We start from the raw sequence: 26,983 nt of genomic DNA on the forward strand, positions 1-26,983 counted from the left end.
TCGTCGCTGGCGCCTGGCCGCTGCGTATATCGATATAACCCGATATACCGATTCACACTATTCGCCAAACCTTTTCATATTTGTATATCGCGAAATACCGATTTATATTTCGCCCCATCGCGATATACCGCTACACACACCACGAGCCCGACCATGCCTCTTGATCTCGACGACATAATAAAAGCCCTCGCCCACCCGGTACGGCGCGAAATCCTCGGATGGCTGAAAGACCCCCAGACCTGCTTCCCCGACCAGCACCACAGCCTGGAAAACGGCGTTTGCGCCGGCCAGATCGACCAACGCTGCGGCCTGTCGCAGTCGACGGTCTCGGCACACCTGGCGACGCTGCAACGGGCGGGCCTGATCAGCAGCCAGAAGGTCGGGCAGTGGCATTTCTTCAAACGCAACGAGGACACCATCCAGGCGTTCCTCGCGCAACTGAGCGACGAGCTCTGACAAGGAATCCCCCATGCCCCTTTCCCTGATGATCCTGGCGCTCAGCGCCTTCGCCATCGGCACCACCGAGTTCGTCATCATGGGCCTGCTGCCCGACGTGGCCCAGGACCTCGGCGTGTCGATCCCCGGCGCCGGCTGGCTGGTGACCGGCTACGCCCTGGGCGTGGCCATCGGCGCACCGTTCATGGCCATGGCCACCTCGCGCCTGCCACGCAAGCTGGCGCTGGTGTCGCTGATGGGCGTGTTCATCATCGGCAACCTGCTTTGCGCCGTGGCCAGCGACTACAACCTGCTGATGTTCGCCCGGGTGGTCACCGCCCTCTGCCACGGGGCCTTCTTCGGCATCGGCTCGGTGGTCGCCGCCAGCCTGGTGCCGGCCAACCGTCGTGCTTCGGCGGTCGCACTGATGTTCACCGGCCTGACCCTGGCCAACGTCCTCGGCGTGCCACTGGGCACGGCGCTGGGTCAGGTCGCCGGTTGGCGCTCGACGTTCTGGGCGGTGACGGTGATCGGCGTGATCGCACTGATCGGCCTGATCCGCGTACTGCCGCTGCGCCACGACGAGGAAAAACTCGACATGCGCGCCGAACTGGGCGCGCTCAAGGGCGCCGGCATCTGGCTGTCGCTGTCGATGACCGTATTGTTCTCGGCCTCGATGTTCGCCCTGTTCACCTACATCGCGCCGCTGCTCGGTGACGTGACCGGCGTCTCGCCCCGTGGCGTGACCTGGACCCTGCTGCTGATCGGCCTGGGCCTGACCCTGGGCAATATCCTCGGCGGCAAGCTGGCCGACCGTCGTCTCGGCGCCACCCTGGTGGGCGTGTTCGCCGCCATGGCGATCGTCTCCACCGTGCTGACCTGGACCAGCACGGCGCTGATCCCGGCCGAGATCACCCTGTTCCTCTGGGCCACCGCCGCCTTCGCCGCCGTGCCGGCGCTGCAGGTCAACGTGGTGACCTTCGGCAAGGCCGCGCCGAACCTGGTCTCGACCCTGAATATCGGCGCCTTCAACCTGGGTAACGCCCTGGGCGCCTGGACCGGCGGCCTGGTCATCGAACAAGGCCTGGGACTGACCCGCGTGCCACTGGCCGCAGCCGCCCTGGCGGTGCTGGCGCTGATCGTCACCCTCATCACTTTCCGCCAGGGCGGCGCCAATGCCGAACTGGCCCCTGCTGCCCATTGATCACTGCGAGGTCTGTGCAATGACGACTCTGTTTGAACCGGTCACCCTCGGCGATCTCGAACTGCCGAACCGCATCATCATGGCCCCGCTGACCCGCTGCCGGGCGGACGCCGGCCGGGTTCCCAACGCGCTGATGGCGGAGTACTACGTGCAGCGCGCCAGCGCCGGCCTGATTCTCAGCGAAGCCACCTCGGTGATGCCAAGCGGCGTAGGCTACCCGGACACTCCAGGCATCTGGTCCAACGACCAGGTCCGTGGCTGGACCAACGTCACCCGTGCAGTGCACGCCGCCGGCGGACGCATCTTCGCCCAGTTGTGGCATGTAGGCCGCATCTCCCACCCCAGCTACCTGGACGGCGAACTGCCAGTGGCACCGAGTGCGATCCAGCCCAAGGGCCATGTCAGCCTGGTGCGCCCGATCACCGAATTCCCGACCCCGCGTGCCCTGGAAACCGCGGAGCTGGAAGATATCGTCGACGCCTACCGCACCGCGGCGGAGAACGCCAAGGCTGCCGGTTTCGACGGCGTGGAAGTGCACGCGGCGAACGGTTACCTGATCGATCAGTTCCTGCAAAGCAGCACCAACCAGCGCACCGACCTCTACGGCGGTTCCCTGGAAAACCGTGCCCGGCTGCTGCTGGAAGTCACCGATGCGGTGATCGAGGTGTGGGGCGCGGGGCGCGTCGGCGTGCACCTGGCGCCGCGCATGGATGCCCATGACATGGGCGATGCCAACCCGGTCGAGACCTTCACCTATGTCGCCCGGGAGCTGGGCAAGCGCGGCATCGCCTTCATCTGCTCGCGGGAGAAGGAAGCCGACGACAGCATCGGCCGGCAGATCAAGGACGCCTTTGGCGGGCCGTACATTGCCAACGAGAAATTCGACAAGCAGAGCGCCAATGCTGCACTGGCTGATGGCTGGGCGGATGCAGTGGCCTTCGGCGTGCCATTCATCGCCAACCCGGACCTGCCGGCGCGGCTGGCGGCGGATGCGCCGTTGAACGAACCGCGTCCGGAGAGTTTCCATGGCGGCGGGGCGGTGGGTTACATCGATTATCCGCGGATGTGATCCGGGTCAGGTGTAGACGCTGATGGCCTCATCGCCGGCAAGGCCGGCTCCCACAGGGGTGATGAGGCCATCAGGTTTCAGATCATTTCAGTTCCGCGCATTGATCTGCTGCTGCAGATTCTGCACCTGGCTCTGAAGGGTGTTGATGTTGCGGGTGATCTGCCCGCGGAAGGCATCGAACTCTGCCGTCGACGCCGCACCGGCCCCTGCACCTGCAGCAGGGGCCGGACGGTTTTCCTGCTCGCTCTTGAGCACCAGCAGGTCCTGTTCCAGACGCTGGGTCGCCGCCGCCTGGTTCTTCAGTTGCGTATCGATCTTGCCGCCATCGACCCGCGCCGCCTTCAGGCCAGCCACCTCCTGCTCGACGCTCTTGATCTGCGCATCGATCTTGCCGCCGTCCAGTTGCGCTGCCTTGAGCGCCGCCAGCTCAGCCGCCACGGTCTTCAACTGAGTCTGCAATTCGGTCTGCAACTGCGCATTGGCCGCCTGCTGCTGGCTGACCTGGGCCATGGCCACTTCCAGGCGCTTGCTCAAGTCACCCGTCTGACCGGCAACGCCTTGCTGCTGCTTGCCCTGCTCGGCGAGGCTGGCCTGCAACTGACGCACTTGCAACTTCAGCGCTTCGTTCTCGGTGGTGGTCGAGGTTTCGGTGGCCGTGACCTTGCCGGAAATCGCCTGCAGGCGCCCCGCCGCTTCTTCGCTGATACGGGCGAAGCTTTCCTGGGTCGCCACCAGTTGCTGCTCCATCAGGGAAATCTGCTGGAAGCTCCACCAGGCCACACCGCCCAGGGCGATGAACGAAGCCCCAAGCAACGCCCACAGCGGCCCGACCATCGGCGCCTTCGGCGCGGCCTTGCGCACCGCCCGCGGGTGAGCGGCCGGTGCGAAATCATCATCGTCGCGCTCCACGGCTTTCAGCGTGGGCACGTCATCAAAATCGTCTCGAGCATCATTGCGCATGGGCAGTTTTCAACCACGGTGATAGCAAAATGGGCGCTAGTATAAACCGCTAGCGCGGCGCCCTCATCGACCATAAGTACCGGGTCAGGTTCATTGGCCGCCCTGTTGCGCCTGCCACCAGGCGCAGAATTCATCCAGCGCGGCCCAGATGCTGACGTGCGGGCGGTAATCCAGGTAATGCCGGGCACGACTGATATCGAGGCTGAAATCCTTGCTCATCACCTGTACGCCGAGGCGGCTCAGGGTCGGTTGCGGGCGTCCCGACCACAGCATGCAGGCGCCTTCGTTCAGGGCAGCGGCGGTGTAGGCCAGACCGACGGAGCGGTAGCGGGTGACCTGGGGCAGCGACATGCGCCGCATCACGTAGTTGACCACATCCCACACCGGCACCGGCTGGCCGTTACTGATGTTGTAGGCCTGGCCCAGGGCCTCGGGGCCGGCATTGATCGCACTGAGCAGGGCCTCGTTGAGGTTCTGCACGCTGGTGAAATCCACCTTGTTCAAGCCGTTGCCGATGATCGACAGCCGCCGCTTGACCTGCATCTGCATCAAGCGCGGGAAAATGCTCATGTCACCGGCACCGGTGACGAAGCGAGGGCGCAGGGCCAGGACCTCCAGGCCGAACTCCTGGGCGCCGAAGACCTTTTGCTCGGCCAGGTGCTTGGTGCTGCCATAGTGGTCGTAGAAACGCCGTGGAACCTGGTCCTCGGTGATGCCGACCCGCGAACGGCCGGTGAAATAGATCGACGGCGACGACAGGTGCACCAGCCGGCGAACATGCTCCTTCAGGCAGGCTTCGACCACGTTCTCGGTCAGCACCACGTTGCCCTGGTAGAAATCCTGATAGCGCCCCCAGTTGCCCACCGCGCCCGCGCAATGCACCACGGTGTCGATGCCCTGGCACAGGCGCCGCGCCACTTCCGGATCGGACAGGTCGCCGGGAATGAACTGCGCGCCGCGCCGTACCAGGTGCTCGACCCCCTCGGCACGTCGCCCGTTGACCCGAACCTCCAGGCCCTGCTCCAGGGCGAAACGCGCAAAGCGTCCGCCGATGAAGCCGCTCGCGCCGGTGACCAGAATTCCCATGAAGCACTCCGCTGACTATTGCTTTTCAGATGTTGCAGACGCCGCCCGCCCATCCCACGGCACCAGCCAATGGCTGGCGCTGCGCAGCAGGTGATCGGTGAGCTGGCCAAGCAGTTGCCCGCCATTGCGCCAATGATGCCAGTACAGTGGCACATCGATGGGCCGGTCCGGGAGAATTTCCACCAGCCGGCCACTGGCCAGTTGCTCGCGCGCCTGCAACTCCGGCACCAGCCCCCAGCCCAGTCCCGCCTCGGTCAGGCGCAGGAAGCCTTCGGACGACGGACACAGATGATGCAGGAATCCGTCGCTGATGCCCAATGAAGCCAGATAGCGATGCTGCAGGAAATCATCCGGCCCGAACACGATCGCCGGCGTGCGGGCCAGCCGACGGGGCTCGAGGCCTTCGGGGAAATGTCGGGCCATGAATGCAGGGCTGGCCAGCGCCCGGTAGCGCATGGCGCCGAGCAGCACGCTGCGGGCGCCGGCCACCGGGCGTTCGCTGGCGCACAGGCAGCCGGCCACTTCACCGGCGCGCATGCGCTTGAGGCCGACCTCCTGGTCTTCCACCACCAGGTCCAGCAGCACTTGAGTGCGAGCACAGAATTCACCGGCCGCCTGCGGCCACCAGGTCGCCAGGCTGTCGGCGTTGAGCGCCACCCGCAGGCGCTCGGGCAGGCCCTCTTCGTCCAGCGCCGGGACCTGCCCCTGCAGATCACGTTCGAGCAAGCGCACCTGCTGCACATGGTTGAGCAGGCGCCGGCCGATCTCGGTGGGTGTCGGCGGCGTGGCCCGGACCAGCACCGGCTGGCCGACCCGCGCTTCGAGCAGTTTGATGCGCTGGGAAATGGCCGACTGCGACAGACCGAGCATCTGCGCGGCGCGCTCGAAGCCGGCCTGCTCGATGACCGCGGCGAGGGCCGAAAGCAGCTTGTAGTCGAACATCATTTTTCCTAATGCGGGATGAGGTTTATTGGTTTTTCTTATAGCGCTTGAGCCGAGAGAATGACAGTCATTGAGGGCCTTATCGCTGGCAAGCCAGCTCCCACAGGATTTCGTGGGCGCTGGCTTGCCAGCGACAAGGTCCGGAACGCACTGAAACTCCGGAGTCATCCCCCATGTGGCAAAGCTACCTCAACGGCCTGCTCGTCGCCTTCGGCCTGATCATGGCCATCGGCACCCAGAACGCCTTCGTCCTCGCCCAGAGTCTGCGCCGCGAACACCACTTGCCGGTGGCCGCACTGTGCGTGCTGTGCGATGCGATCCTGGTGGCGCTGGGCGTGTTCGGCCTGGCGACCGTGCTGGCACAGAACCCGACCCTGCTTGCGGTCGCGCGCTGGGGCGGCGCGGTGTTCCTGGTCTGGTACGGCACCAAGGCATTGATGCGCGCCTGCTCGAAGCAGAGCCTGGAACAGGGTGAAAACCAGGGCCTGCGCTCCCGCCGCGCCGTACTGCTCAGTGCCTTGGCCGTGACACTCCTCAACCCTCACGTCTACCTCGACACCGTGCTGCTGATCGGCTCACTCGGCGCCCAGCAGACCGTTCCCGGCGCCTACGTGGCGGGCGCCGCCAGCGCCTCGCTGCTGTGGTTCTTCACCCTGGCCCTGGGCGCAGCCTGGCTGGCCCCGTGGCTCGCACGGCCCAGCACCTGGCGCCTGCTCGACCTGATGGTGGCGGTGATGATGTTCGCGGTGGCCGCACAACTGATCTTCACCTGAGACGGCCATTCATCCGCCGACGGCAACCGCTCTGGAACCTCTTGTCCATACACTTGTTGCGTGGTTTAGACGTGGGCCCGGTGCTATGATCCCGGGTCTGCGTCGCAAAGAGTACAAACTCGCCGACGCTCTTCCGGCCGCCCGTGATCGGCCTTGCGTTCACCGCACCAGACCTGATTAGGAGATTCACCATGGCTTTTGAATTGCCGCCGCTGCCTTACGCCCATGACGCCCTGCAGCCGCACATTTCCAAGGAAACCCTGGAATACCACCACGACAAGCACCACAACACCTATGTCGTGAACCTGAACAACCTGGTTCCAGGCACCGAATTCGAAGGCAAGACCCTGGAAGAGATCGTCAAGACCTCTTCGGGCGGCATCTTCAACAACGCCGCTCAGGTGTGGAACCACACCTTCTACTGGAACTGCCTGGCGCCAAACGCCGGCGGCCAGCCAACCGGCGCCCTGGCTGAAGCCATCAACGCTGCGTTCGGTTCCTTCGACAAGTTCAAGGAAGAGTTCACCAAGACTTCCGTCGGCACCTTCGGCTCCGGCTGGGGCTGGCTGGTGAAGAAAGCTGACGGTTCCCTGGCCCTGGCCAGCACCATCGGCGCCGGCAACCCGCTGACCAACGGCGACACCCCGCTGCTGACCTGCGACGTCTGGGAACACGCCTACTACATCGACTACCGCAACGTCCGTCCGAAATACGTCGAGGCGTTCTGGAACCTGGTCAACTGGAAGTTCGTCGCCGAGCAGTTCGAAGGCAAGACCTTCACTGCCTGAGTCGCGCACTCCTGAAAAAACCCGGCCTTGCCGGGTTTTTTTTCGTCTGGCCGCAGGTGCCATCCTCTTGCCGCCTTCGCAGAGCGCGCTAACATCAAACCCTTGGGAAACTTTCATCGTCCGTACTCAAGTCGCGAGGCAGGACAACCGATACAGTGCCTGAATGCCCATCGGAACATCCGGGCCCCTGTAGCAGGAAGACACAAGGCCGCCCCCTCTCCTGCTCACAGGCCGATAGTGGATTGCCATTTTTGATGGCAAAATGATGCCATGCGCATGGATTAAGGAAACCCCATTGAAGCTGGAACTCAAAAACAGCTTGTCGGTCAAGTTGCTCCGGGTTGTCCTGTTGTCGGCATTGATCGTCGGAGTGGTGCTCAGCTGTGCGCAGATCGTGTTCGATGCGTACAAGAGCCAGCAGGCCGTAGCCAACGACGCCGCACGCATCCTCGACATGTTCCGCGACCCGTCCACCCAGGCGGTCTACAGCCTCGACCGGGAAATGGGCATGCAGGTCATCGAAGGCCTGTTCCAGGACAAATCGGTGCGCATGGCCTCCATCGGCCACCCCAATGAAACCATGCTCGCGGAGAAATCCCGCCCGCTGCAGGACACCCGCACCCGCTGGCTGACCGACCTCATCCTCGGCCAGGAGCGCTCGTTCAGCACCCAACTGGTCGGGCGTGGTCCGTACAGCGAGTACTACGGCGACCTCAACATCACCCTCGACACCGCTTCCTATGGCGAGAGTTTCCTCTTCAATTCGGTGATCATCTTCGTGTCCGGGGTTTTGCGCGCCCTGGCCATGGGCCTGGTGCTGTATCTGGTCTATCACTGGCTGCTGACCAAGCCGCTGTCGCGGATCATCGAGCACCTCACCCAGATCAACCCCGACCGCCCCAGCCAGCACCAGTTGCCGCTGCTCAAGGGTCACGAGAAAAACGAACTGGGCCTGTGGGTCAACACCGCCAACCAGTTGCTGGCCTCCATCGAGCGCAACACCCACCTGCGCCACGAGGCGGAAAACAGCCTGTTGCGCATGGCCCAGTACGACTTCCTCACCGGCCTGCCGAACCGCCAGCAGTTGCAGCAGCAACTGGACAAGATTCTGGTGGACGCCGGCCGCCTGCAACGCCGCGTCGCGGTGATCTGCGTCGGCCTCGACGACTTCAAGGGCATCAACGAACAGTTCAGCTACCAGGCCGGCGACCAGTTGCTGCTGGCCCTGGCCGATCGCCTGCGGGCCCACAGCGGCCGTCTTGGCGCCCTGGCGCGATTGGGCGGCGACCAGTTCGCCCTGGTCCAGGCCGACATCGAACAACCCTACGAAGCCGCAGAACTGGCGCAAAGCATTCTCGACGACCTCGAGGCCCCCTTCGCCCTCGACCACCAGGAAATCCGCCTGCGCGCCACCATCGGCATCACCCTGTTCCCGGAAGACGGCGACAGCACCGAGAAGCTGCTGCAGAAAGCCGAACAGACCATGACCCTGGCCAAGTCCCGCTCGCGCAACCGCTACCAGTTCTACATCGCCAGCGTCGACAGCGAGATGCGCCGGCGCCGTGAGCTGGAAAAAGACCTGCGCGAGGCCCTGCCGCGCAACCAGCTGTACCTCGTCTACCAGCCGCAGATCAGTTACCGCGACCAGCGGGTGGTCGGCGTCGAAGCCTTGATCCGCTGGCAGCATCCCGAGCTGGGCATGGTTCCCCCGGACCAGTTCATCCCGTTGGCAGAGCAGAACGGCAATATCATCGCCATCGGCGAATGGGTGCTCGACCAGGCCTGCCGACAACTGCGCGAATGGCACGACCAGGGCTTCAGCGAGCTGCGCATGGCGGTCAACCTGTCTACCGTGCAACTGCACCACAGCGAACTGCCGCGGGTGGTCAACAACCTGCTGCAGGTCTACCGCCTGCCACCTCGCAGCCTGGAACTGGAGGTCACCGAGACCGGCCTGATGGAAGACATCAGCACCGCCGCCCAGCACCTGCTGAGCCTGCGCCGCTCCGGCGCGCTGATCGCCATCGACGATTTCGGCACCGGGTATTCCTCCCTGAGCTACCTGAAGTCGCTGCCCCTGGACAAGATCAAGATCGACAAGAGCTTCGTCCAGGACCTGCTCGATGACGACGACGATGCCACCATCGTCCGGGCCATCATCCAGCTGGGCAAGAGCCTGGGCATGCAGGTGATCGCCGAAGGCGTGGAAACCGCCGAGCAGGAAGCCTACATCATCGCCCAGGGCTGTCACGAAGGTCAGGGTTACCTCTACAGCAAGCCGCTGCCGGCCCGTGAGTTGACGGCCTTCCTCAAGCAGGCACAACGCAATCAGGTGTCGATACTCTGAGGCGACACCCCGGTTGTCCATGGACGACAGCACACCAACAATTTACGCATTCCCCTCTTTACACAAAATGCAAATCTTTCGCATTATGTCGCCCACTTCGCGTGCCCAGCACGCCTGTTCAACCCTTCGACGCAGGAATTCGCCATGATTCGTATGCCTCTGGCCACCGCCAGTCTGCTGGCCATTGCCATCTCCCTCGCCGGCTGCGGCGATGACAAGGACAAGGCTGCCGCGCCGCAAGCGCAGGCACCGGCCGCTGCCGCCACGCCAGCCGCCCCGGCCGCCGCCGGCGCAGTGGACGAAGCTGCTGCCCAGGCCGTGGTCAAGCACTACGCCGAGATCGTCTACGCCGTCTACAGCGACTCGCTGAGCACCGCGAAAACCCTGCAAACCGCCGTCGATGCCTTCCTCGCCAACCCGAACGACGACACCCTGAAGGCCGCCAAGGAAGCCTGGTTCGCTTCCCGCGTACCCTATCTGCAAAGTGAGGCGTTCCGCTTCGGCAACACCATCATTGACGACTGGGAAGGACAGGTTAACGCCTGGCCGCTGGACGAAGGCCTGATCGACTACGTCGACAAGAGCTACGAGCACGCCCTGGGCAACCCGGCTGCCAACGCCAACATCATTGCCAACACCGAGATCCAGGTTGGCGAAGACAAGATCGACGTCAAGGACATCACCCCTGAGAAACTGGCCAGCCTGAACGAGCTGGGCGGTTCCGAGGCCAACGTCGCCACCGGCTACCACGCCATCGAATTCCTGCTCTGGGGCCAGGACCTGAACGGCACCGGCCCGGGTGCCGGCAACCGTCCGGCCTCGGACTACCTGGAAGGCAACGGCGCCACCGGCGGCCACAACGACCGTCGTCGTGCCTACCTGAAAGCGGTCACCGACCTGCTGGTGAGCGACCTGGAAGAAATGGTCAAGAACTGGGCACCGGGCGTTTCCGACAACTACCGCGCGTCCCTGGAAGCCGAGCCTGTGGCCAACGGCCTGCGCAAGATGCTGTTCGGCATGGGCAGCCTGTCGCTGGGCGAACTGGCTGGCGAGCGCATGAAGGTTTCCCTGGAAGCCAACTCCCCTGAAGACGAGCACGACTGCTTCAGCGACAACACCCACTACTCGCACTTCTACGACGCCAAGGGCATCCGCAACGTCTACCTGGGCGAGTACACCCGTCCTGACGGCAGCAAAGTGACCGGCCCGAGCCTGTCCTCGCTGGTCGCCAAGGTTGACCCGGCCACCGACAAGACCCTGCAGGACGACCTGGCCGCCACCGAAGCGAAGATCCAGATCATCGTTGACCACGCCCTGAAGGGTGAGCACTACGACCAGCTGATCGCCGCCGACAACGCCGCCGGCAACCAGATCGTGCGTGACGCCATCGCGTCCCTGGTCAAGCAGACGGGCGCCATCGAACAGGCTGCCAGCAAGCTGGGCATCACCGACCTGAACCCGGACACTGCCGATCACGAATTCTGATCAGCGCCGGTAACGGACGAGAGAGGCGGCCTTCGGGTCGCCTTTTTTGTTTGAGCGGCAAGCTGCAAGCCACAAGAAAAAGCGGCTGCACCGCCACCTGCTTCTTCTTGCAGCTTGAGGCTTGAGGCTGACACCTGAGCTACAAGCGGCAAGCTGCAAGCCATAAGAAAAAAGCGGGTGCACCGCCGCCTGCTTCTTCTTGCAGCTTGCAGCTTGAAGCTTGTAGCTGACACCAATTTCATCCAGCAAACGCAAACTCCTCTTATTCACGCCGTCTCGTCCTGTTAAGCTTGCGGGCTGATTTTTCCTACACCGCCCGGGATTTTTGGATGCCCTCACCGCTTCGCCTGTGTCTGCCCCTGCTGCTGGCCCTGCCCCTGGCCGCCTGCGACGAAGCCCCGCGCTTCACGAAGGCCGAGCCGGGCGAAGCCCGTGCCGGCGGCGATACCACGGTGAACCGCGGCGACCAGAACGCCTATGCGATGCCCTCGGCCAACCTGAGCGCCGCGCGGCGCCTGGATTTTCACGTCGGCAACAGCTTCTTCCGCAATCCCTGGGTGATCGCGCCGTCCACCACCACCGCCCGTGACGGCCTCGGCCCGCTGTTCAACACCAACGCCTGTCAGAACTGCCATATCCGCGACGGCCGCGGGCATCCGCCGGAACCCGGCGACAGCAACGCGGTGTCGATGCTGGTGCGCCTGTCGATTCCCGACCAGCCCGAGTACGCCAAGGTCATCGAGCGCATGGGCATCGTTCCTGAGCCAGTCTATGGTGGCCAGTTGCAGGACATGGCGATCCCCGGTGTAGTCCCGGAAGGCAAGGTGCGGGTCGAGTACACCCCGGTGACCGTGACCTTCAAGGACGGCACCGCCGTCGAGTTGCGCAAGCCGAAGCTGGACATCACCCAGCTCGGCTACGGCCCGATGCACCCCGACACGCTGTTCTCCGCCCGCATCGCGCCGCCCATGATCGGCCTGGGTCTGCTCGAAGCCATTCCCGAGGAAGCCATCCTCGCCAACGCCGATCCGGACGACCGCAACGGCGATGGCATCCGTGGCCGCGCGAACCGGGTATGGGACGACGCCAAGGGCGAGACCGTGCTCGGCCGCTTCGGCTGGAAAGCCGGACAACCGAACCTCAACCAGCAGAATGTCCACGCCCTGTCCGGCGACATGGGCCTGACCACCACCCTGCGCCCGTTCGACGATTGCACCGCGGCCCAGACCGCCTGCAAGGAAGCGCCCAACGGCAACGGCGCCAACGGCGAACAGGAAGTCAGCGACAACATCCTGCGCCTGATCCTCTACTACACCCGCAACCTGGCCGTACCGGCGCGCAAGGACGTCGATTCGCCCCAGGTGCTGGCGGGCAAGAACCTGTTCTTCCAGGCCGGTTGCCAGGGCTGTCACTCCCCGCAGTTCACCACCTCGGCCAACGCCGCCGAGCCGGAACTGGCCAACCAGGTCATTCGTCCGTACAGCGACCTGCTGCTGCACGACATGGGCCCGGGCCTCGCCGACCAGCGCAGCGAATTCGCCGCCGGCGGCCAGGACTGGCGCACCGCGCCGCTGTGGGGCATCGGTCTGAACAAGACCGTCAGCGGCCACACCCAGTTTCTCCACGATGGCCGGGCACGCGACCTGCTCGAAGCCGTGCTCTGGCACGGCGGCGAAGCCGAAGCCGCCCGGCAACACGTCTTGACCTTCGATGCCGGGCAACGCAGCGCGTTGCTGGCGTTTCTGAACTCACTCTAAGAGAAGGAGCCGGACATGTTCCGTCCCAAGCTGTTGTTCACCAGCCTCGCCGCCCTCGCGCTGGGCGCCTGCTCGCCGCAAGACCCGCAGGCCGTGACCTCCGCCGCCATCGCCAAGCAGGTGATCATGCCGACCTACAGCCGCTGGGTCGAAGCCGACCGCCAGTTGGCCGTCAGCGCCCTGGCCTACTGCGAAGGCGTGGCCAGCCTGGAAACCGCCCGTGCCGACTTCTTTCACGCACAGAAAGCCTGGGCCGAGCTGCAACCCCTGCTGATCGGCCCGCTGGCCGAGGGCAACCGTGCCTGGCAGGTACAGTTCTGGCCGGACAAGAAGAACCTGGTCGGTCGCCAGGTCGAAGCCCTGGTCAGCGGCGACAAGCCGGTGAACGCCGCCACCGTGGCCAACTCCAGCGTGGTGGTACGCGGCCTGTCCGCCTACGAGTACATCCTCTTCGACAGCAAGCCGGATGCGGCCAACCCCGAGCAGAAGGCACGCTACTGCCCGTTGCTGGTGATCATCGCCGACTACCAGAAGACCTTCGCCGAAGACATCCTGAAAAACTGGAACAGCAGCAAAGGCATGCTCGCCCAGATGACCAAGTTCCCCAACGATCGCTACGCCGACTCCCATGAGGCCATCGCCGATCTGCTGCGGGCCCAGGTTACTGCCCTGGATACCCTGAAGAAAAAACTCGGCACACCGATGGGCCGCATGAGCAAGGGCATCCCGCAGCCGCTGCAAGCCGAAGCCTGGCGCAGCCAGTCGTCGCTCAAGAGCATCGCCGCCAGCCTGGCCGCGGCACAGACCGTCTGGACCGGTGTCGACAACCAGGGCCTGCGCGGTCTGCTGGGCAAGGACCAGAAGGCCCTCGCCGACAAGATCGACGCCGCCTACGCTGCCTCGGCCAAGCTGCTGGAAGGCAACCAGCACACCCTCGACGAACTGCTCCAGGACGAGGCCGGGCGCCAGCAGCTCAACGCCATCTACGACAGCCTGAACGTGGTGCACCGCCTGCACGAAGGCGAGCTGGCCAAGGCACTCAACATCCAACTGGGCTTCAACGCCAACGACGGTGACTGATCATGTTGCGACGCCAGGCCCTGAAACTCGGTAGTGTTCTGCTCAGCGCCATCACCCTGGGCGGCTGGACCCTGCTGCGGCAGAAGGAGCAGCCGCCCTTGCTGCTGTCCGCCCGCGACGACGCGGACGGCCAGCATTATGCGGTCGGCTATCGACTGGACGGCACCCAGGTGTTCGCCACCCGGGTAGCCCAGCGTTGCCACGACATCATCAATCACCCCGAACTGCCCATCGCCTTGTTTGTCGCCCGCCGTCCGGGAACCGAAAGCTATCTGGTCGACCTGCGCGACGGGCGTCTGTTGCAGACCCTCGTGTCGCAGCCGAACCGGCACTTCTACGGCCATGCGGTGATCCACAAAAGCGGCGAATGGCTGTACGCCACCGAGAACGACACCACCGATCCGGGCCGTGGCGTGCTCGGCGTGTACCGCTTCGAAGGCGAGCGCCTGGTGCATAGCGGCGAGATCTCCACCCACGGCATTGGTCCGCACCAGGTCTCCTGGCTGCCCGACGGCGAAACCCTGGTGGTGGCCAACGGCGGTATCCGCACCGAGGCCGAAAGCCGGGTCGAAATGAACCTCGATGCCATGGAGCCAAGCCTGGTGCTGATGCGTCGCGACGGCAGCCTGATCAGTAAGGAAACCCTCGGCCAGCAGATGAACAGCGTGCGCCACCTGGCGATCGGCAGCGACGGCACCGTGGTCGCCTGCCAGCAGTTCATGGGCGATGCCCACGAAACTGCCGAGCTGCTGGCTATCAAGCGTCCCGGCCAGCCGTTCGAGGCGTTCCCGGTACCGGAGCATCAGTTGCAATCCATGGCCCAGTACACCGCCAGCGTTGCCGTGCACAGCGAGCTGCGCCTGGTGGCGATGACCGCGCCACGGGCCAACCGCCTGTTCATCTGGAACCTCGACGACGCCAGCGTGCGCCTCGACGCGCCAATGCCCGATTGCGCCGGCGTGGGCGCGGTGGCCGACGGTTTCGTGGTCACGTCCGGGCAAGGCCGGTGCCGCCTGTACGACTGCCGCAAGGACGAGTTGGTCGGACAACCACTGCAACTGCCGTCAGGCCTGTGGGACAACCACTTGCATCTGGTCTGAAGGCTGGTCGCCCGGCGTAGGGCAAACGAGTAGACTCGGCAACATCGCATCCAGGGAATTGGAACTATGCTGCGTCGTCGCATGCTGATCATGTTGGGCATCGTGCTGTTGATCGTGCTGGTACTGGGGGGCTACAAGGCCTTCTCCATCTACCGGCAGATCCAGGTGTTCTCCGCTCCCAAGCCCGCCGTCAGCGTGGCGGCGACCGAGGCGCGGGAGCTCGAATGGCAAAGTCGCCTGCCCGCCGTGGGCAGCCTCAAGGCGCTGCAGGGCGTGGACCTGAGCCTGGAGACCGACGGTACGGTGACCAAACTGCTGTTCGAGTCCGGCCAGAAGGTCAAGCAAGGCCAGCCGCTGCTGGAGCTCGACCAGAAAGTCGAGACCGCCCTGCTCGGCACCGCCCAGGCCGACCTGCGACTGGCAGAGGTCGACTACGGACGCGGCGGCCAGCTGGTGGGCAGCCAGGCCATCTCCAAGGGCGAATACGATCGCCTGACGTCGCAGTTCCGCCGCAACAAGGCGGTGGTCGAACAACTGCAAGCGTCTCTGGCCAAGAAAAGCATCGCCGCGCCCTTCAGCGGCACCATCGGCATCCGCCAGGTGGATATCGGCGAATACCTGCCCAGCGGCACGGTGATCGCCACCCTGCAGGACATCAGCAGCCTCTACGTCGACTTCTCCATTCCCGAGCAGAGCCTGCCGAAGATCAGCCTCGGCCAAGAGGTGCTGATCAGTGTCGCCGCCTTCCCCGGCGAGACGTTCAAGGCCAGCATCAGCGCCACCAACCCCAAGGTCGATGACGCCACCCGCAACGTGCTGATCCGCGCCACCCTTACCAATCCCGACGGCAAGCTGCTGCCGGGCATGTTCGCCAGTGTCCAGGTGCTGCTGCCCAACCCGCGCAACGAGGTGGTGGTGCCGCAAAGCGCGGTGACCTACACCCTGTACGGCAACTCGGTCTACGTCGCGGCGCCGAAGAAAGCCGAGAACGGCGAGGCGCAGAACGATGCCCAGGGCAAGCCGGCACTGATCGCCGAACGCCGTTTCGTCACCACCGGCGAGCACCGCGACGGTCTGGTGGTCATCAGCAAGGGCCTCAAGGCCGGCGAGCAGGTGGTCACTGCCGGGCAGCTCAAGCTGACCCAGGGCGCGGATATCGCCGTCAGCCCGGACAAGACCCTCAAAACCGATCCGCACAGCCAGCCTGGCACCGACTGAACAAGGAGGCGTCATGGCTTTTACCGACCCGTTCATCCGTCGTCCGGTGCTGGCCACGGTGGTCAGCCTGCTCATTGTGCTGCTGGGTTTCCAGGCCTGGAGCAAGCTGCCCATCCGCCAGTACCCGCAGATGGAAAACGCCCTCATCACGGTGACCACCGCCTACCCCGGGGCCAACGCCGAGACCATCCAGGGCTACATCACCCAGCCCATGCAGCAGAGCCTGGCGAGCGCCGAGGGCATTGACTACATGACCTCGGTGAGCCGGCAGAATTTCTCGGTGATCTCGATCTACGCGCGCATCGGCGCCGACAGCGACCGCTTGTTCACCGAGTTGCTCGCCAAGGCCAACGAGGTGAAGAACAAGCTCCCGCAAGATGCCGAAGACCCGGTGCTGAGCAAGGAGGCAGCCGACGCCTCGGCGCTGATGTATGTGAGCTTCTACAGCAGCGAATTGAGCAACCCGCAGATCACCGACTACCTGTCGCGGGTCATCCAGCCCAAGCTGGCGACCCTGCCGGGCATGGCCGAAGCGGAGATCCTCGGTAACCAGCTGTTCGCCATGCGCCTGTGGATCGACCCGGTACGCCTGGCCGGCTACGGCCTCAGCGCCAGCGACGTGACCGACGCCGTGCGCCGCTACAACTTCCTCTCGGCCGCCGGCGAGGTGAAGGGCGAGTACGTGGTCACCAGCATCAATGCGACCACCGAACTCAAGTCCGCCGAAGCCTTCGCCGCCATCCCGCTCAAGACCAGCGGCGACAGCCGCGTCCTGCTCGGTGACGTAGCCCGGGTGGAAATGGGCGCGGAGAACTACGATACGGTCAGTTCCTTCGACGGCACGCCCTCGGTGTACATCGGCATCAAGGCCACGCCGGGCGCCAACCCGCTGGACGTGATCAAGGAAGTGCGCAAGCTGATGCCCGAGCTGGAAAGCCAGCTGCCGCCCAACCTCAAGGCCTCCATTGCCTACGACGCCACGCTGTTCATCCAGGCCTCCATCGACGAAGTGGTGAAGACCCTGGTCGAGGCCGTGTTGATCGTCATCGTCGTGGTGTTCCTGTTCCTCGGCGCCTTCCGCTCGGTGCTGATCCCGGTGGTGACCATTCCGCTGTCGATGATCGGTGTGCTGTTCTTCATGCAGTTGATGGGTTATTCGCTGAACCTGCTGACGCTGCTGGCGATGGTCCTGGCCATCGGCCTGGTGGTGGACGATGCCATCGTCGTGGTGGAGAACATCCACCGCCATATCGAAGAGGGCAAGACGCCGTTCGAGGCGGCGCTGGAGGGTGCACGGGAGATCGCCATGCCGGTGGTCTCCATGACCATCACCCTGGCCGCGGTGTACGCACCGATCGGCTTCCTCGAAGGGCTCACCGGGGCCTTGTTCAAGGAGTTTGCCCTGACCCTGGCCGGCGCGGTGATCATTTCCGGCATCGTCGCGTTGACCCTGTCACCGATGATGTGCGCCATGCTGCTGCGCCACGAAGAAAACCCCACGGGGCTGGCCCACCGCCTGGACCGGATCTTCGACCGGCTCAAGCAGCGTTACCAGACACTGCTGCACACCACCCTCGACACCCGTCCGGTGGTGATCGTGTTCGGTATCATCGTGCTGTGCCTGATCCCGGTGTTTCTCAAGTTCAGCACCTCGGAACTGGCGCCGGACGAAGACCAGGGTGTGATCTTCATGATGGCCACCGCGCCCCAGCCGGCCAACCTCGATTACCTGAACGCCTACACCGACGAATTCACCAAAATCTTCAAGGAGTTCCCGGAGTACTACTCGTCGTTCCAGATCAACGGGTTCAATGGCGTGCAGTCGGGGATCGGCGGCTTCCTGCTCAAGCCCTGGAGCGACCGCGAACGCACCCAGATGAAACTGTTGCCGGAGGTGCAGGCCAGGCTCAACGGTATCGCCGGGCTGCAGATTTTCGGCTTCAACCTGCCGTCGCTGCCGGGCACCGGTGAGGGCCTGCCGTTCGCCTTCGTGATCAACACACCGAACGACTACGAGTCGCTGCTGGACGTGGCGCAACGGGTCAAGGAGCGGGCCGAGAAATCCGGCAAGTTCGCCTTCCTCGATATCGATTTGGCCTTCGACAAGCCAGAAGTGGTGGTGGATATCGATCGGGCCAAGGCGGCGCAGATGGGCGTGTCCATGGACGTGCTCGGCAGCACCCTGGCAACCCTGCTGGGCGAGGCCGAGATCAACCGCTTCACCATCGACGGGCGCAGCTACAAGGTCATCGCCCAGGTCGAGCGGGCCTACCGCGACAATCCCGACTGGCTGAACAACTACTACGTGAAGAACCAGGCCGGCCAGATGCTGCCGCTGTCGACCCTGATCACCGTCAGCGACCGTGCCCGCCCGCGCCAGCTCAACCAGTTCCAGCAGTTGAACTCGGCGATCATCCAGGGCTTCCCGATCGTCAGCATGGGCGAGGCGCTGGAGACGGTGCGCAGCATCGCCCAGGAAGAAGCTCCGGCCGGTTTCGCCTTCGACTACGGCGGTGCCGCGCGCCAGTACGTGCAGGAAGGCAGTGCGCTGTGGATCACCTTCGGCCTCGCGCTGGCGATCATCTTCCTGGTGCTGGCGGCGCAGTTCGAAAGCTTCCGCGACCCGCTGGTGATTCTGGTAACCGTTCCGATGTCGATCTGCGGCGCACTGATTCCGCTGTTCCTGGGCCTGTCGAGCCTGAACATCTATACCCAGGTGGGATTGGTGACACTGATCGGGTTGATCAGCAAGCACGGCATCCTGATCGTCGAATTCGCCAACCAGTTACGCGAGCAGAAGGGCCTGACCGCTCGCGAGGCGATCGAAGAAGCAGCGGCGATTCGCCTGCGGCCGGTGCTGATGACCACGGCGGCGATGGTGTTCGGCATGGTGCCGTTGATCCTCGCCAGCGGCGCGGGTGCGGTGAGCCGCTTCGATATCGGGACGGTGATCGCGACGGGGATGTCGGTGGGAACGCTGTTCACCCTGTTCGTGCTGCCCTGCGTGTACACGCTGCTGGCGCGAAAGGATGAAGTACCCGAGGTGACAAGGACTGCCTGAAATAAACTGGGGCCGCTATGCGGCCCTGTGTGCGAGCTTGCTCGCGAAGGGCTGCGCAGCAGCCCCAAGCGTCCCAGGGTCAACCCTGGGCGCGCAACCCTTGGCTCATGCCAAACAGAAACAGCAGCAGGTCGTGGTCGGGTTTTGCCTCGACCTGCGGTTTCGCCACCCGCGGCAATGGGCAACGTTCCGACAATGCGGAGCCGCTGATCACGCCGGGGCGTGGTTGCTCCCAGGCCGCCACCGCAACGGTAGCGGTCGCCAGGGCACCCACCAGAAACAAACTTCGAGCTATTTCTAGTTTCATCACTCTAAACCTTTGACAGCGCTGCCAAACGCCACCTGGTAAAAGTAGAGCAGCTTTTGCCAGTCCGCGTCGTTCCACGACGAATGGCGGCGCAACTGGCGCAGATCATTGGCAGCCGCCTTGTGCCGGCTGATCCGCCGACGGCACTTTTCCAGGTCGAGCAATGCCACTTCGGGCCGTGCATCGGCGCCCTCGCCCACCACCTTGACGAAAATGTGCTTGGCGTACAGACAGCCGTGCTGCCAGTAGCCCAGGTGCATCCGCGCCAGGTTGCGCGCCAGGTCTTCGAGCAATCGATCGTGGAGGACTTCGTCGTAGCGTTCGCGCCCGCCGCCCGCATACCAGTTGTCGATTTCCACAAAGCCGTCCAGGGCTTCACTGATGAGCAAGGCACGCCACTGGCGGTCGGCATCGCGCTCTACGCCGCAATACACAATATTGGGTACTCGCACGCCCAGTTGCTCGAAACTGTGCAGCGCCTCGTACTCACGCAACACCGTGGGGCGTCCGAAAGGATGCAACAGACTGCGATAGATATGCCCCACCTGCCGCTTGGCGTAGAGCATCTGGCCGGTTTCGTCGCACACACGCTGTACGCCGCTTTCGCCGCCACGGCGCTGGTTGGGCGCTTCGACCCACTCGCCTTGTCGTTGCCAGAAATAATCGAATCGGTCAGAACCGGAGTTCCGACCCGCGTCTGTCACATCCATAGTTTTCAACCCTTGCGCAATACATAGACACGCCACATGGCGTAGAACGGCAGAAAGTCCATTCGTTCCTGAATCCGGAAACCTGCCGCCTTGAATTCCTCTTCGACCGTGGCCGCCGGTAACACAAAGCGATTCTGGTAACCTCCGGTTTCACCTTCGGCGCCACGACGGGCTTCGAGTTTCCTCCGGCGCCATGCCTTGAAATTGCCGTCCACCCATAGGGAAAGAATCACGCTATCACGGCTAACTCTTTGAAATTCCTTGAGAATCTTCATCCTGTGAGGCGCTTCACCAATGTGGTGGAACAAGCGCATGCAGAAAATGCTGTCGACCGCGTTGTCGGGGAGGTCGATATCGAAAGCAGAAGTCTGCAAGGGACGTACCCGTTTGACGATATCAGCGGGCTGCGAGCGGCAGGCAGTCTCCAGCATGGCGGCCGAGTTGTCGGCACCGATGATCACGCGGTTGGGTTTTTCCGCCAGCAACGGCCAGAAACGGCCGGCACCACACGGCAGGTCCAGAACCAGGCCTGGCTCGCCCGCCAGCGTCAACGCCCGCCGGGCCAACTGCTCGTCGCGCTGGTGAGACAGGCGACGCGCCAGGCTGGCCTGATGCTTCTCGTAATACTGCTGGGCGTGCTGCTGGTCGTACTTGTCGGAAAACTCGAGCTTGATGGGGCTGGACATGACGCATCTCCTAGACGGCAATGAACGCCACGTTACGTGGACGAACGTTGCCGTCAGGTCATGCGCATGTGAAAAAAGCGTCAGCGAAAACCCCAGCAATTACAAAGTATTACGGGATCCAATCTGCTCCTCAGGCATCCTGCGCCACGCCCCGGTCTCCCAGGCTGACATGGAAACGGCAGCCGTTGGGCTGATTTTCAGTCAGGCTGACCACCCAGCCCTGGTCGTCGCAGATCCGCTGCACCAGCGACAAACCAAGCCCCAATCCTTCGCCACGCTTCTCGCCGCCGCGCACGAATGGCTGGAACATCGCTTCGCGTTGTTCTTCGGGAATCCCCACGCCACTGTCCTCGACCATGAAACCGTCCGCTTCGAGCGTCAGGCGGATGAACCCCTCATCGGTATAGTGGGCGGCATTGCGAAGCAGATTGCCCATTACCGATTGCAGGAAGGTGGCGTTGTACAACTGTGACGAGGTCGCATTGACCACGTACTTGAGCTTCAAGCCCTTCTGCTCGATGGTGTCGCGCCATACGCCAATCAGCTCATCGCCCACTTCCCGGATGGTCGTCCTCGATGCCACGGCCCCTTCATCGCGCTGGGCACGGGCGAGCATGAGGAAGGTCTTGACCAGCTCCTGCATCTCTTCAGTAGCCCGGGCAATACGCTCCACTTGCGAACGCGCGCGGTCGTTCAGCCCCGGGTACTCCATCAACAGCTCGCACGAGCTGGCAAGTACCATCAAGGGCGTGCGCAGTTCGTGGCTGACATCACTGGTGAACAGACGCTCGCGCGTCAGTGCGTCACGCAACCGCCCCAGGGTGGCGTCAAAGGCCACCGCCAACTGCCCCACCTCGTCTGCGGCGTAATCAGGGGCCAGCGGCGGCGCCAGGCCCAGCAACTGATCGCGATGGCGAACCTGCCGCGCCAGACGAATGACCGGTGCCATCACCCGGCGCGCCAGGACCCAGCCAAGGAACACCGCCAGTGCCAGGCTGAGCACGAAGCCGACCACCACGACGGCGAACAGCACCCGCTCGCGCTCTTCGAAATCACTCTGGTCCTGCAGCAGCACGTAGCGCCGGCCATCCACCACCTCGACCATGGCGTGGTACGACAGGTGCTCGCGGAAGACCTCGTGGAAACCGGGGTTCAGGTGCTTCAGGTCCGACGGCAAGGCAAAGTCGTCGCGACCGCCGCTGTAATAGAACAGTTGGTCCGGGCGCGGCCGGTGGCTCCACTCACTCACGCTGTCCATCAGCAGCAGGCGCTGCAGGTCGCCGCCGAGCACAGTGGAGATCAAACGCTCTTCGACCAGGTGCACCGTGGCAACGATGCCGAACGCGAACGCCCCGGCCACCAGCGCGCTCATCAGCGCAAAGGCGATGATGATCCGCTGGGCAAGGCTCTGCTTAAACTCCATCACGGCCCTCGGCCAGACGGTAGCCAACGCCATGAACGGTGTGCAACAGCGGCTTTTCGAACGGTTTGTCGATCACCTGGCGCAGTTGGTGAACGTGGCTGCGCAGGCTGTCGCTGTCGGGACAATCGTCGCCCCACAGGGCATCTTCCAGGACTTCGCGGCGCAACACATGAGGGCTCTTCTGCATCAGCACCGCCAGCAGCTTCAGGCCCACCGGGTTGAGTTTGAGCAGTTTGCCCTGGCGGGTCACTTCCAGGGTGTCGAGGTCGTAACTGAGGTCGCCTACTTGCAGGCTGCGACGCCCGCCGCCCTGGGCCCGGCGCAGGACCGCTTCGATACGCGCAGCCAGTTCGGACAGGGCGAACGGCTTGAGCAGGTAATCGTCGGCGCCGGAACGGAAGCCCTGCAGGCGGTCGTCCAACTGGTCGCGCGCGGTGAGCATGATCACCGGCGTATCACGGCGGGCATCCTCACGCAGGCGCTTGCACAAGGTGTAGCCGTCGATGCCGGGCAGCATGATGTCGAGCACGATCAGGTCGTAATGCTCGGTGGCGGCCAGGTGCAGACCGGACAGGCCATCCTGTGCACAGTCGACGGTGTAGCCCTTGAGCCCCAGGTAATCGGCCAGGTTGGCCAGGATATCGCGGTTATCTTCAACCAGTAGTATGCGCATGGCGTCCTCTCGTTCTGCTGCTGTGCCTGTCTGGCGGGCGCAGCTTACGGTCATAGTAGACAAGCCGCTAGGCCAAACGAACGATATTGTCACCTGACGTTTTTTTCACCACTGATTCACGAACGGTCCATACCGAAGCATGGAAAATCGAGGGTCGTCTCCCCTGACCTTACGGATCGCCCATGCCTGCAGACATCGACCTGCGCCCCTCGCGCCCGCTCAACCCCTGGCTTGTCCTTGGAGTCCCGCTCGTTACCGCCGTCATCCTGGTGCTGCTCGAACTGACCGACCTCGACATGGACCTGGCGCGCCTGGCGTTCGACCCGGCAGCCGGCCAGTTCATCGGCCGGCACAGCTACTTCCTGGAAAACATTCTCCACGACCGCGCCAAGCAGGTGGTCATCGTCTTCGGCCTGTTGGCCATTGTCGGGTTCGCCGGTTCGTTCCTGCTCGCCCGGCTGAAACCGATTCGCCGCGAACTGGGTTGCCTGGTGCTGGCACTGGGACTCTCGACGGCATTCGTCACGCCCCTCAAGGCGGTGACTGCAGTGCAATGCCCCTGGAGCCTGAGCCAGTTCGGCGGCCAGGAGACCTACAGCAAACTGCTCGAAGCCCGCCCACAGACCGACAAGCCCGGTCGTTGCTGGCCAGGCGGACACGCGGCCACCGGGTTCACCCTCTTCGCGTTGTTCTTCGCCCTGCGTGACCGTCGGCCGCGGATGGCCAAGGTCGCCCTGGGTGTGGCGTTCGCCCTGGGTACGATCTTTTCCGTCGGGCGCATGCTGCAGGGCGCGCACTTCTTCTCGCACAACGTCTGGACCGCGGTGTTCTGCTGGTTGATTGCGCTGGGCTGCTATTACCTGGTCCTGTATCGACGCCAGGCGCCGGCCTTGCGCAGCACTGGAGCTGTCGCCAGCACGAACTGAGCAAGCCATAAGCTGCAAGCTGCAAGCTGCAAGCTGCAAGCTGCAAGCTGCAAGCTGCAAGAAAGAGCAGTCTGCGTCACCGCAACTTGTCTTGTAGCTTGCCGCTTGCAACTTGCAGCTAAAAAAAAGCCCCGCATCAAGCGGGGCTCTTTCCACAGCAGTAGGGTGAGGCTGGCTTACATCATGCCGCCCATGCCACCCATACCACCCATGCCGCCCATGTCAGGCATGCCGCCAGCAGCAGAAGCTTCTACTGGAGCGTCGGCAATCATGGCTTCGGTGGTGATCATCAGGCCGCCGATCGAAGCAGCTGCTTGCAGCGCCGAACGGGTAACCTTGGCTGGGTCCAGGATGCCCATGTCGATCATGTCGCCGTACTCGCCGGTAGCAGCGTTGTAACCGAAGTTGCCCGAACCTTGCTTGACCTTGTCGGCCACGACGCTTGGCTCGTCGCCGGCGTTGGCAACGATCTGGCGCAGAGGCGCTTCGACAGCACGACGCAGCAGAGCGATACCGACGTTCTGGTCTTCGTTGTCGCCTTTCAGGTCGGCAATGGCAGACAGTGCACGAACCAGGGCAACACCACCGCCAGGTACCACGCCTTCTTCAACGGCTGCACGGGTAGCGTGCAGGGCGTCTTCAACGCGGGCTTTCTTCTCTTTCATTTCAACTTCGGTGCCAGCACCGACCTTGATCACGGCAACACCGCCAGCCAGTTTGGCCAGACGCTCTTGCAGCTTCTCACGGTCGTAGTCCGACGAAGTCTCTTCGATCTGGGCGCGGATCTGCTTGACGCGAGCCTGGATGTCGTCTTCAACGCCAGCACCATCGATGATGGTGGTGTTTTCCTTGGACAGGGTGACGCGCTTGGCGTTGCCCAGGTGCTCCAGGGTGGCGGATTCCAGGCTCAGGCCGATTTCTTCGGAGATCACGGTACCGCCGGTCAGGACGGCGATGTCCTGCAGCATGGCCTTGCGGCGGTCGCCGAAGCCAGGCGCCTTGACGGCAGCAACCTTGACGATGCCGCGCATGTTGTTGACGACCAGGGTCGCCAGCGCTTCGCCTTCGACGTCTTCAGCCACGATCAGCAGAGGACGGCCGGACTTGGCAACGGCTTCCAGGACTGGCAGCAGTTCGCGGATGTTGGAGATCTTCTTGTCGACCAGCAGCAGCAGCGGGCCTTCCAGCTCGGCAACCATGGTTTCCGGCTTGTTGACGAAGTAAGGGGACAGGTAGCCGCGGTCGAACTGCATACCTTCGACGACCGACAGTTCGTTTTCCAGGCCCGAGCCTTCTTCAACGGTGATGACGCCTTCTTTACCGACCTTTTCCATGGCTTCGGCGATGATGTCACCGATGGAGTTGTCGGAGTTGGCGGAGATGGTGCCTACCTGGGCGATGGCCTTGGAATCGGCGCATGGCTTGGACAGGTTCTTCAGCTCGGTGACGACAGCGGCGGTGGCCTTGTCGATGCCGCGCTTCAGGTCCATCGGGTTCATGCCGGCAGCGACGGCCTTCAGGCCTTCGTTGACGATGGCCTGAGCCAGGACGGTAGCGGTGGTGGTGCCGTCACCGGCGGCATCGTTGGCCTTGGAAGCCACTTCCTTGACCAGTTGCGCGCCCATGTTTTCGAAGGCGTCTTTCAGCTCGATTTCTTTGGCGACGGAAACGCCGTCCTTGGTGATGGTCGGAGCGCCGAAGCTCTTGGCCAGAACTACGTTGCGGCCTTTCGGGCCCAGGGTCGCTTTTACCGCGTCAGCCAGAACGTTGACACCAACGAGCATTTTCTTGCGGGCGGAATCGCCGAATTTTACGTCTTTAGCAGCCATGATCGTTTAATCCTTGAATACTTTGGAGTAACGGGAAACCAGCGGAATCAAGCTTCGACAACGGCGAGGATTTCGTTCTCGCTCATTACCAGCAGGTCTTCGCCGTCAACTTTCACAGTGTTGCTGCCCGAGTAAGGGCCGAAAACGACTTTGTCACCCACTTTGACGGCCAGTGCACGCACTTCACCGCTGTCCAGGATGCGACCGGTGCCCACGGCAACCACTTCGCCACGGTTTGGCTTTTCAGCGGCCGAGCCTGGCAGAACGATACCGCCGGCGGTTTTCGATTCTTCTTCGCTGCGGCGGATTACGACGCGGTCATGCAGAGGACGAAGCTTCATTGTCGATCTCTCCTGATAGTTGTTTTCATCGGCCGGTACGATACCGGCGGGTTGATACTTCCGGCGTTGCCGGTCGTGACTCGCGGGGCGAACCACGGTTGTCTTGTCTGGTGCGGATGCCCAGAAACCTTGCGGTGACCCATACATAGGGGCGACCGAAGCGATTACAAGGCTCGCATGGGAATTTTTTTACAATGCGTTGAACGCAACGAGAAACGGCCCCTGGGGGCCGTTTTTTGTGCAGACGCATCGATCAGGAGTCGCGGTGCTCGTACTCGCCTTCGATCACGTTCGGCTGGCGGGGAACCCGGCCTTGCTGGCCCGCCCCCGGATGAGGCGCGCCGCCTTGCAGGTCATCGGCGAACGCACGCTGGCGCATGGCCTGGGCCTCGGCACGCTCGCGCAGCTTGCGGGCGAACAGGCGACGGACGAACGGTAGCAGGAACACCAGGCCCACGACGTCGGAGATAAAGCCCGGAATCAACAGCAGGCCACCGCCGACCGCCAGCATCAGGCCATGAAACATGTCCTCGGCGGGCAGTTCGCCACGCTGGAGGCTTTCACGGGCACGCAGCGCGGTGGCCAGGCCGGCGACGCGCAGCACCAGCACGCCGAGGGCGGAGCCGGCGAAGATCAGCAGCAGCGCGGCGAAGAAGCCGATGGAGCTGCTCACCTTGAAAAAGACGTACAGCTCCAGAATCGGGAAAATCAGGAAAAGCAGTAGAAAAGCACGCATCGAGGGTTCCTCTGCGGAAGACATCCTTCCAGTAAGACCTCAGATGG

General features: G+C 63.5%; 25 protein-coding genes. 13 read left to right on the plus strand and 12 right to left on the minus strand.

What is annotated here, in order from left to right:
- Positions 1-153: 153 nt before the first annotated feature.
- The 3 genes from AC05QJ_RS26270 to AC05QJ_RS26280 are packed head-to-tail and all read left to right on the plus strand — an operon-like array spanning position 154 to position 2,708.
- On the plus strand, positions 154-456 hold the full coding sequence (locus AC05QJ_RS26270; RefSeq protein WP_476744149.1) for an ArsR/SmtB family transcription factor: 303 nt from the start codon (positions 154-156) through the stop codon (positions 454-456).
- A 13-nt stretch (positions 457-469) separates the two neighbouring features.
- Complete coding sequence (locus AC05QJ_RS26275) at positions 470-1,639, plus strand: MFS transporter (RefSeq protein ID WP_476744150.1); 1,170 nt, start codon at positions 470-472, stop codon at positions 1,637-1,639.
- Positions 1,640-1,658: 19 nt separating this feature from the next.
- Positions 1,659-2,708 carry an alkene reductase gene (locus AC05QJ_RS26280; RefSeq protein WP_476744151.1) on the plus strand — a complete coding sequence of 350 codons (1,050 nt, stop codon included), beginning with the start codon at positions 1,659-1,661 and terminating at the stop codon, positions 2,706-2,708.
- Positions 2,709-2,795: 87 nt separating this feature from the next.
- On the opposite strand, the gene AC05QJ_RS26285 is transcribed toward AC05QJ_RS26280, so the two are convergent.
- From AC05QJ_RS26285 to AC05QJ_RS26295, 3 genes are all read right to left on the minus strand, one after another.
- Positions 2,796-3,668: an ATPase gene (locus AC05QJ_RS26285; RefSeq protein WP_476744152.1), complete on the minus strand. Its 873-nt coding sequence runs from the start codon at positions 3,666-3,668 to the stop codon at positions 2,796-2,798.
- Between the two features lie 90 nt (positions 3,669-3,758).
- Positions 3,759-4,754: an NAD-dependent epimerase/dehydratase family protein gene (locus tag AC05QJ_RS26290; RefSeq protein ID WP_476744153.1), complete on the minus strand. Its 996-nt coding sequence runs from the start codon at positions 4,752-4,754 to the stop codon at positions 3,759-3,761.
- 15 nt (positions 4,755-4,769) lie between these two features.
- Positions 4,770-5,696 (minus strand): LysR family transcriptional regulator ArgP, encoded by a 927-nt coding sequence (locus AC05QJ_RS26295; protein WP_476744154.1) that lies wholly within the window; start codon positions 5,694-5,696, stop codon positions 4,770-4,772.
- 173 nt (positions 5,697-5,869) lie between these two features.
- Between AC05QJ_RS26295 and AC05QJ_RS26300 the strand changes: the two genes are divergently transcribed.
- From AC05QJ_RS26300 to AC05QJ_RS26315, 4 genes are all read left to right on the plus strand, one after another.
- Entirely contained in the window at positions 5,870-6,469 is a 600-nt protein-coding gene (locus AC05QJ_RS26300; protein WP_476744155.1) for a LysE/ArgO family amino acid transporter, read from the plus strand.
- 191 nt (positions 6,470-6,660) lie between these two features.
- A complete protein-coding gene (locus tag AC05QJ_RS26305; protein WP_009394731.1) occupies positions 6,661-7,257 on the plus strand; it encodes a superoxide dismutase in 597 nt (198 codons plus the stop codon).
- Positions 7,258-7,522: 265 nt separating this feature from the next.
- Positions 7,523-9,604: a putative bifunctional diguanylate cyclase/phosphodiesterase gene (locus tag AC05QJ_RS26310; protein ID WP_476744156.1), complete on the plus strand. Its 2,082-nt coding sequence runs from the start codon at positions 7,523-7,525 to the stop codon at positions 9,602-9,604.
- A gap of 144 nt (positions 9,605-9,748) precedes the next feature.
- Entirely contained in the window at positions 9,749-11,089 is a 1,341-nt protein-coding gene (locus tag AC05QJ_RS26315) for an imelysin family protein (RefSeq protein ID WP_476744157.1), read from the plus strand.
- Here AC05QJ_RS26315 and AC05QJ_RS26320 read toward each other — a convergent pair whose 3' ends face one another.
- On the minus strand, positions 11,090-11,338 hold the full coding sequence (locus AC05QJ_RS26320) for a hypothetical protein (RefSeq protein WP_476744158.1): 249 nt from the start codon (positions 11,336-11,338) through the stop codon (positions 11,090-11,092).
- An 80-nt stretch (positions 11,339-11,418) separates the two neighbouring features.
- On the opposite strand from AC05QJ_RS26320, the gene AC05QJ_RS26325 reads away from it, so the two are divergent.
- The 5 genes from AC05QJ_RS26325 (at position 11,419) to AC05QJ_RS26345 (ending at position 19,305) form a co-directional block, all read left to right on the plus strand.
- Complete coding sequence (locus AC05QJ_RS26325; RefSeq protein ID WP_476744159.1) at positions 11,419-12,846, plus strand: di-heme oxidoreductase family protein; 1,428 nt, start codon at positions 11,419-11,421, stop codon at positions 12,844-12,846.
- Between the two features lie 15 nt (positions 12,847-12,861).
- Positions 12,862-13,926, plus strand: a complete 1,065-nt coding sequence (locus AC05QJ_RS26330) for an imelysin family protein (protein ID WP_476744160.1) — start codon at positions 12,862-12,864, stop codon at positions 13,924-13,926.
- A 2-nt stretch (positions 13,927-13,928) separates the two neighbouring features.
- A complete protein-coding gene (locus AC05QJ_RS26335) occupies positions 13,929-15,026 on the plus strand; it encodes a DUF1513 domain-containing protein (protein ID WP_476744161.1) in 1,098 nt (365 codons plus the stop codon).
- 66 nt (positions 15,027-15,092) lie between these two features.
- Positions 15,093-16,244, plus strand: coding sequence for an efflux RND transporter periplasmic adaptor subunit (locus tag AC05QJ_RS26340; protein ID WP_476744162.1), 1,152 nt, complete (start codon positions 15,093-15,095; stop codon positions 16,242-16,244).
- Positions 16,245-16,257: 13 nt separating this feature from the next.
- Positions 16,258-19,305 (plus strand): multidrug efflux RND transporter permease subunit, encoded by a 3,048-nt coding sequence (locus AC05QJ_RS26345; protein ID WP_476744163.1) that lies wholly within the window; start codon positions 16,258-16,260, stop codon positions 19,303-19,305.
- Positions 19,306-19,384: 79 nt separating this feature from the next.
- On the opposite strand, the gene AC05QJ_RS26350 is transcribed toward AC05QJ_RS26345, so the two are convergent.
- The 5 genes from AC05QJ_RS26350 to colR all read right to left on the minus strand — a co-directional run bounded on the left by AC05QJ_RS26350 (position 19,385) and on the right by colR (position 23,104).
- Complete coding sequence (locus AC05QJ_RS26350) at positions 19,385-19,612, minus strand: hypothetical protein (RefSeq protein ID WP_476744164.1); 228 nt, start codon at positions 19,610-19,612, stop codon at positions 19,385-19,387.
- The gene (locus tag AC05QJ_RS26355; protein ID WP_476744165.1) at positions 19,612-20,322 is read right to left on the minus strand and encodes a lipopolysaccharide kinase InaA family protein; all 711 of its coding nucleotides are present in this window, start codon (positions 20,320-20,322) and stop codon (positions 19,612-19,614) included. Before AC05QJ_RS26355 ends, AC05QJ_RS26350 begins: the two co-directional genes overlap by 1 nt.
- Before the next feature lie 5 nt (positions 20,323-20,327).
- Positions 20,328-21,008: a class I SAM-dependent methyltransferase gene (locus tag AC05QJ_RS26360; protein ID WP_476744166.1), complete on the minus strand. Its 681-nt coding sequence runs from the start codon at positions 21,006-21,008 to the stop codon at positions 20,328-20,330.
- A 130-nt stretch (positions 21,009-21,138) separates the two neighbouring features.
- Positions 21,139-22,431, minus strand: coding sequence for a sensor histidine kinase (locus AC05QJ_RS26365; protein WP_476744167.1), 1,293 nt, complete (start codon positions 22,429-22,431; stop codon positions 21,139-21,141).
- On the minus strand, positions 22,421-23,104 hold the full coding sequence (gene colR, locus AC05QJ_RS26370; protein ID WP_476744168.1) for a two-component system response regulator ColR: 684 nt from the start codon (positions 23,102-23,104) through the stop codon (positions 22,421-22,423). Before colR ends, AC05QJ_RS26365 begins: the two co-directional genes overlap by 11 nt.
- A gap of 182 nt (positions 23,105-23,286) precedes the next feature.
- Here colR and AC05QJ_RS26375 point away from each other — a divergent pair, with 182 nt between their 5' ends.
- Complete coding sequence (locus AC05QJ_RS26375; protein WP_476744169.1) at positions 23,287-24,030, plus strand: phosphatase PAP2 family protein; 744 nt, start codon at positions 23,287-23,289, stop codon at positions 24,028-24,030.
- 176 nt (positions 24,031-24,206) lie between these two features.
- On the opposite strand, the gene groL is transcribed toward AC05QJ_RS26375, so the two are convergent.
- From groL to AC05QJ_RS26390, 3 genes are all read right to left on the minus strand, one after another.
- Complete coding sequence (gene groL, locus AC05QJ_RS26380; protein ID WP_476744170.1) at positions 24,207-25,859, minus strand: chaperonin GroEL; 1,653 nt, start codon at positions 25,857-25,859, stop codon at positions 24,207-24,209.
- Between the two features lie 47 nt (positions 25,860-25,906).
- A complete protein-coding gene (locus AC05QJ_RS26385) occupies positions 25,907-26,200 on the minus strand; it encodes a co-chaperone GroES (RefSeq protein ID WP_196177224.1) in 294 nt (97 codons plus the stop codon).
- A gap of 253 nt (positions 26,201-26,453) precedes the next feature.
- Complete coding sequence (locus AC05QJ_RS26390) at positions 26,454-26,936, minus strand: FxsA family protein (protein ID WP_476744171.1); 483 nt, start codon at positions 26,934-26,936, stop codon at positions 26,454-26,456.
- Positions 26,937-26,983 lie beyond the last annotated feature (47 nt).

The organism is Pseudomonas sp. TUM25319, from assembly GCF_056388475.1.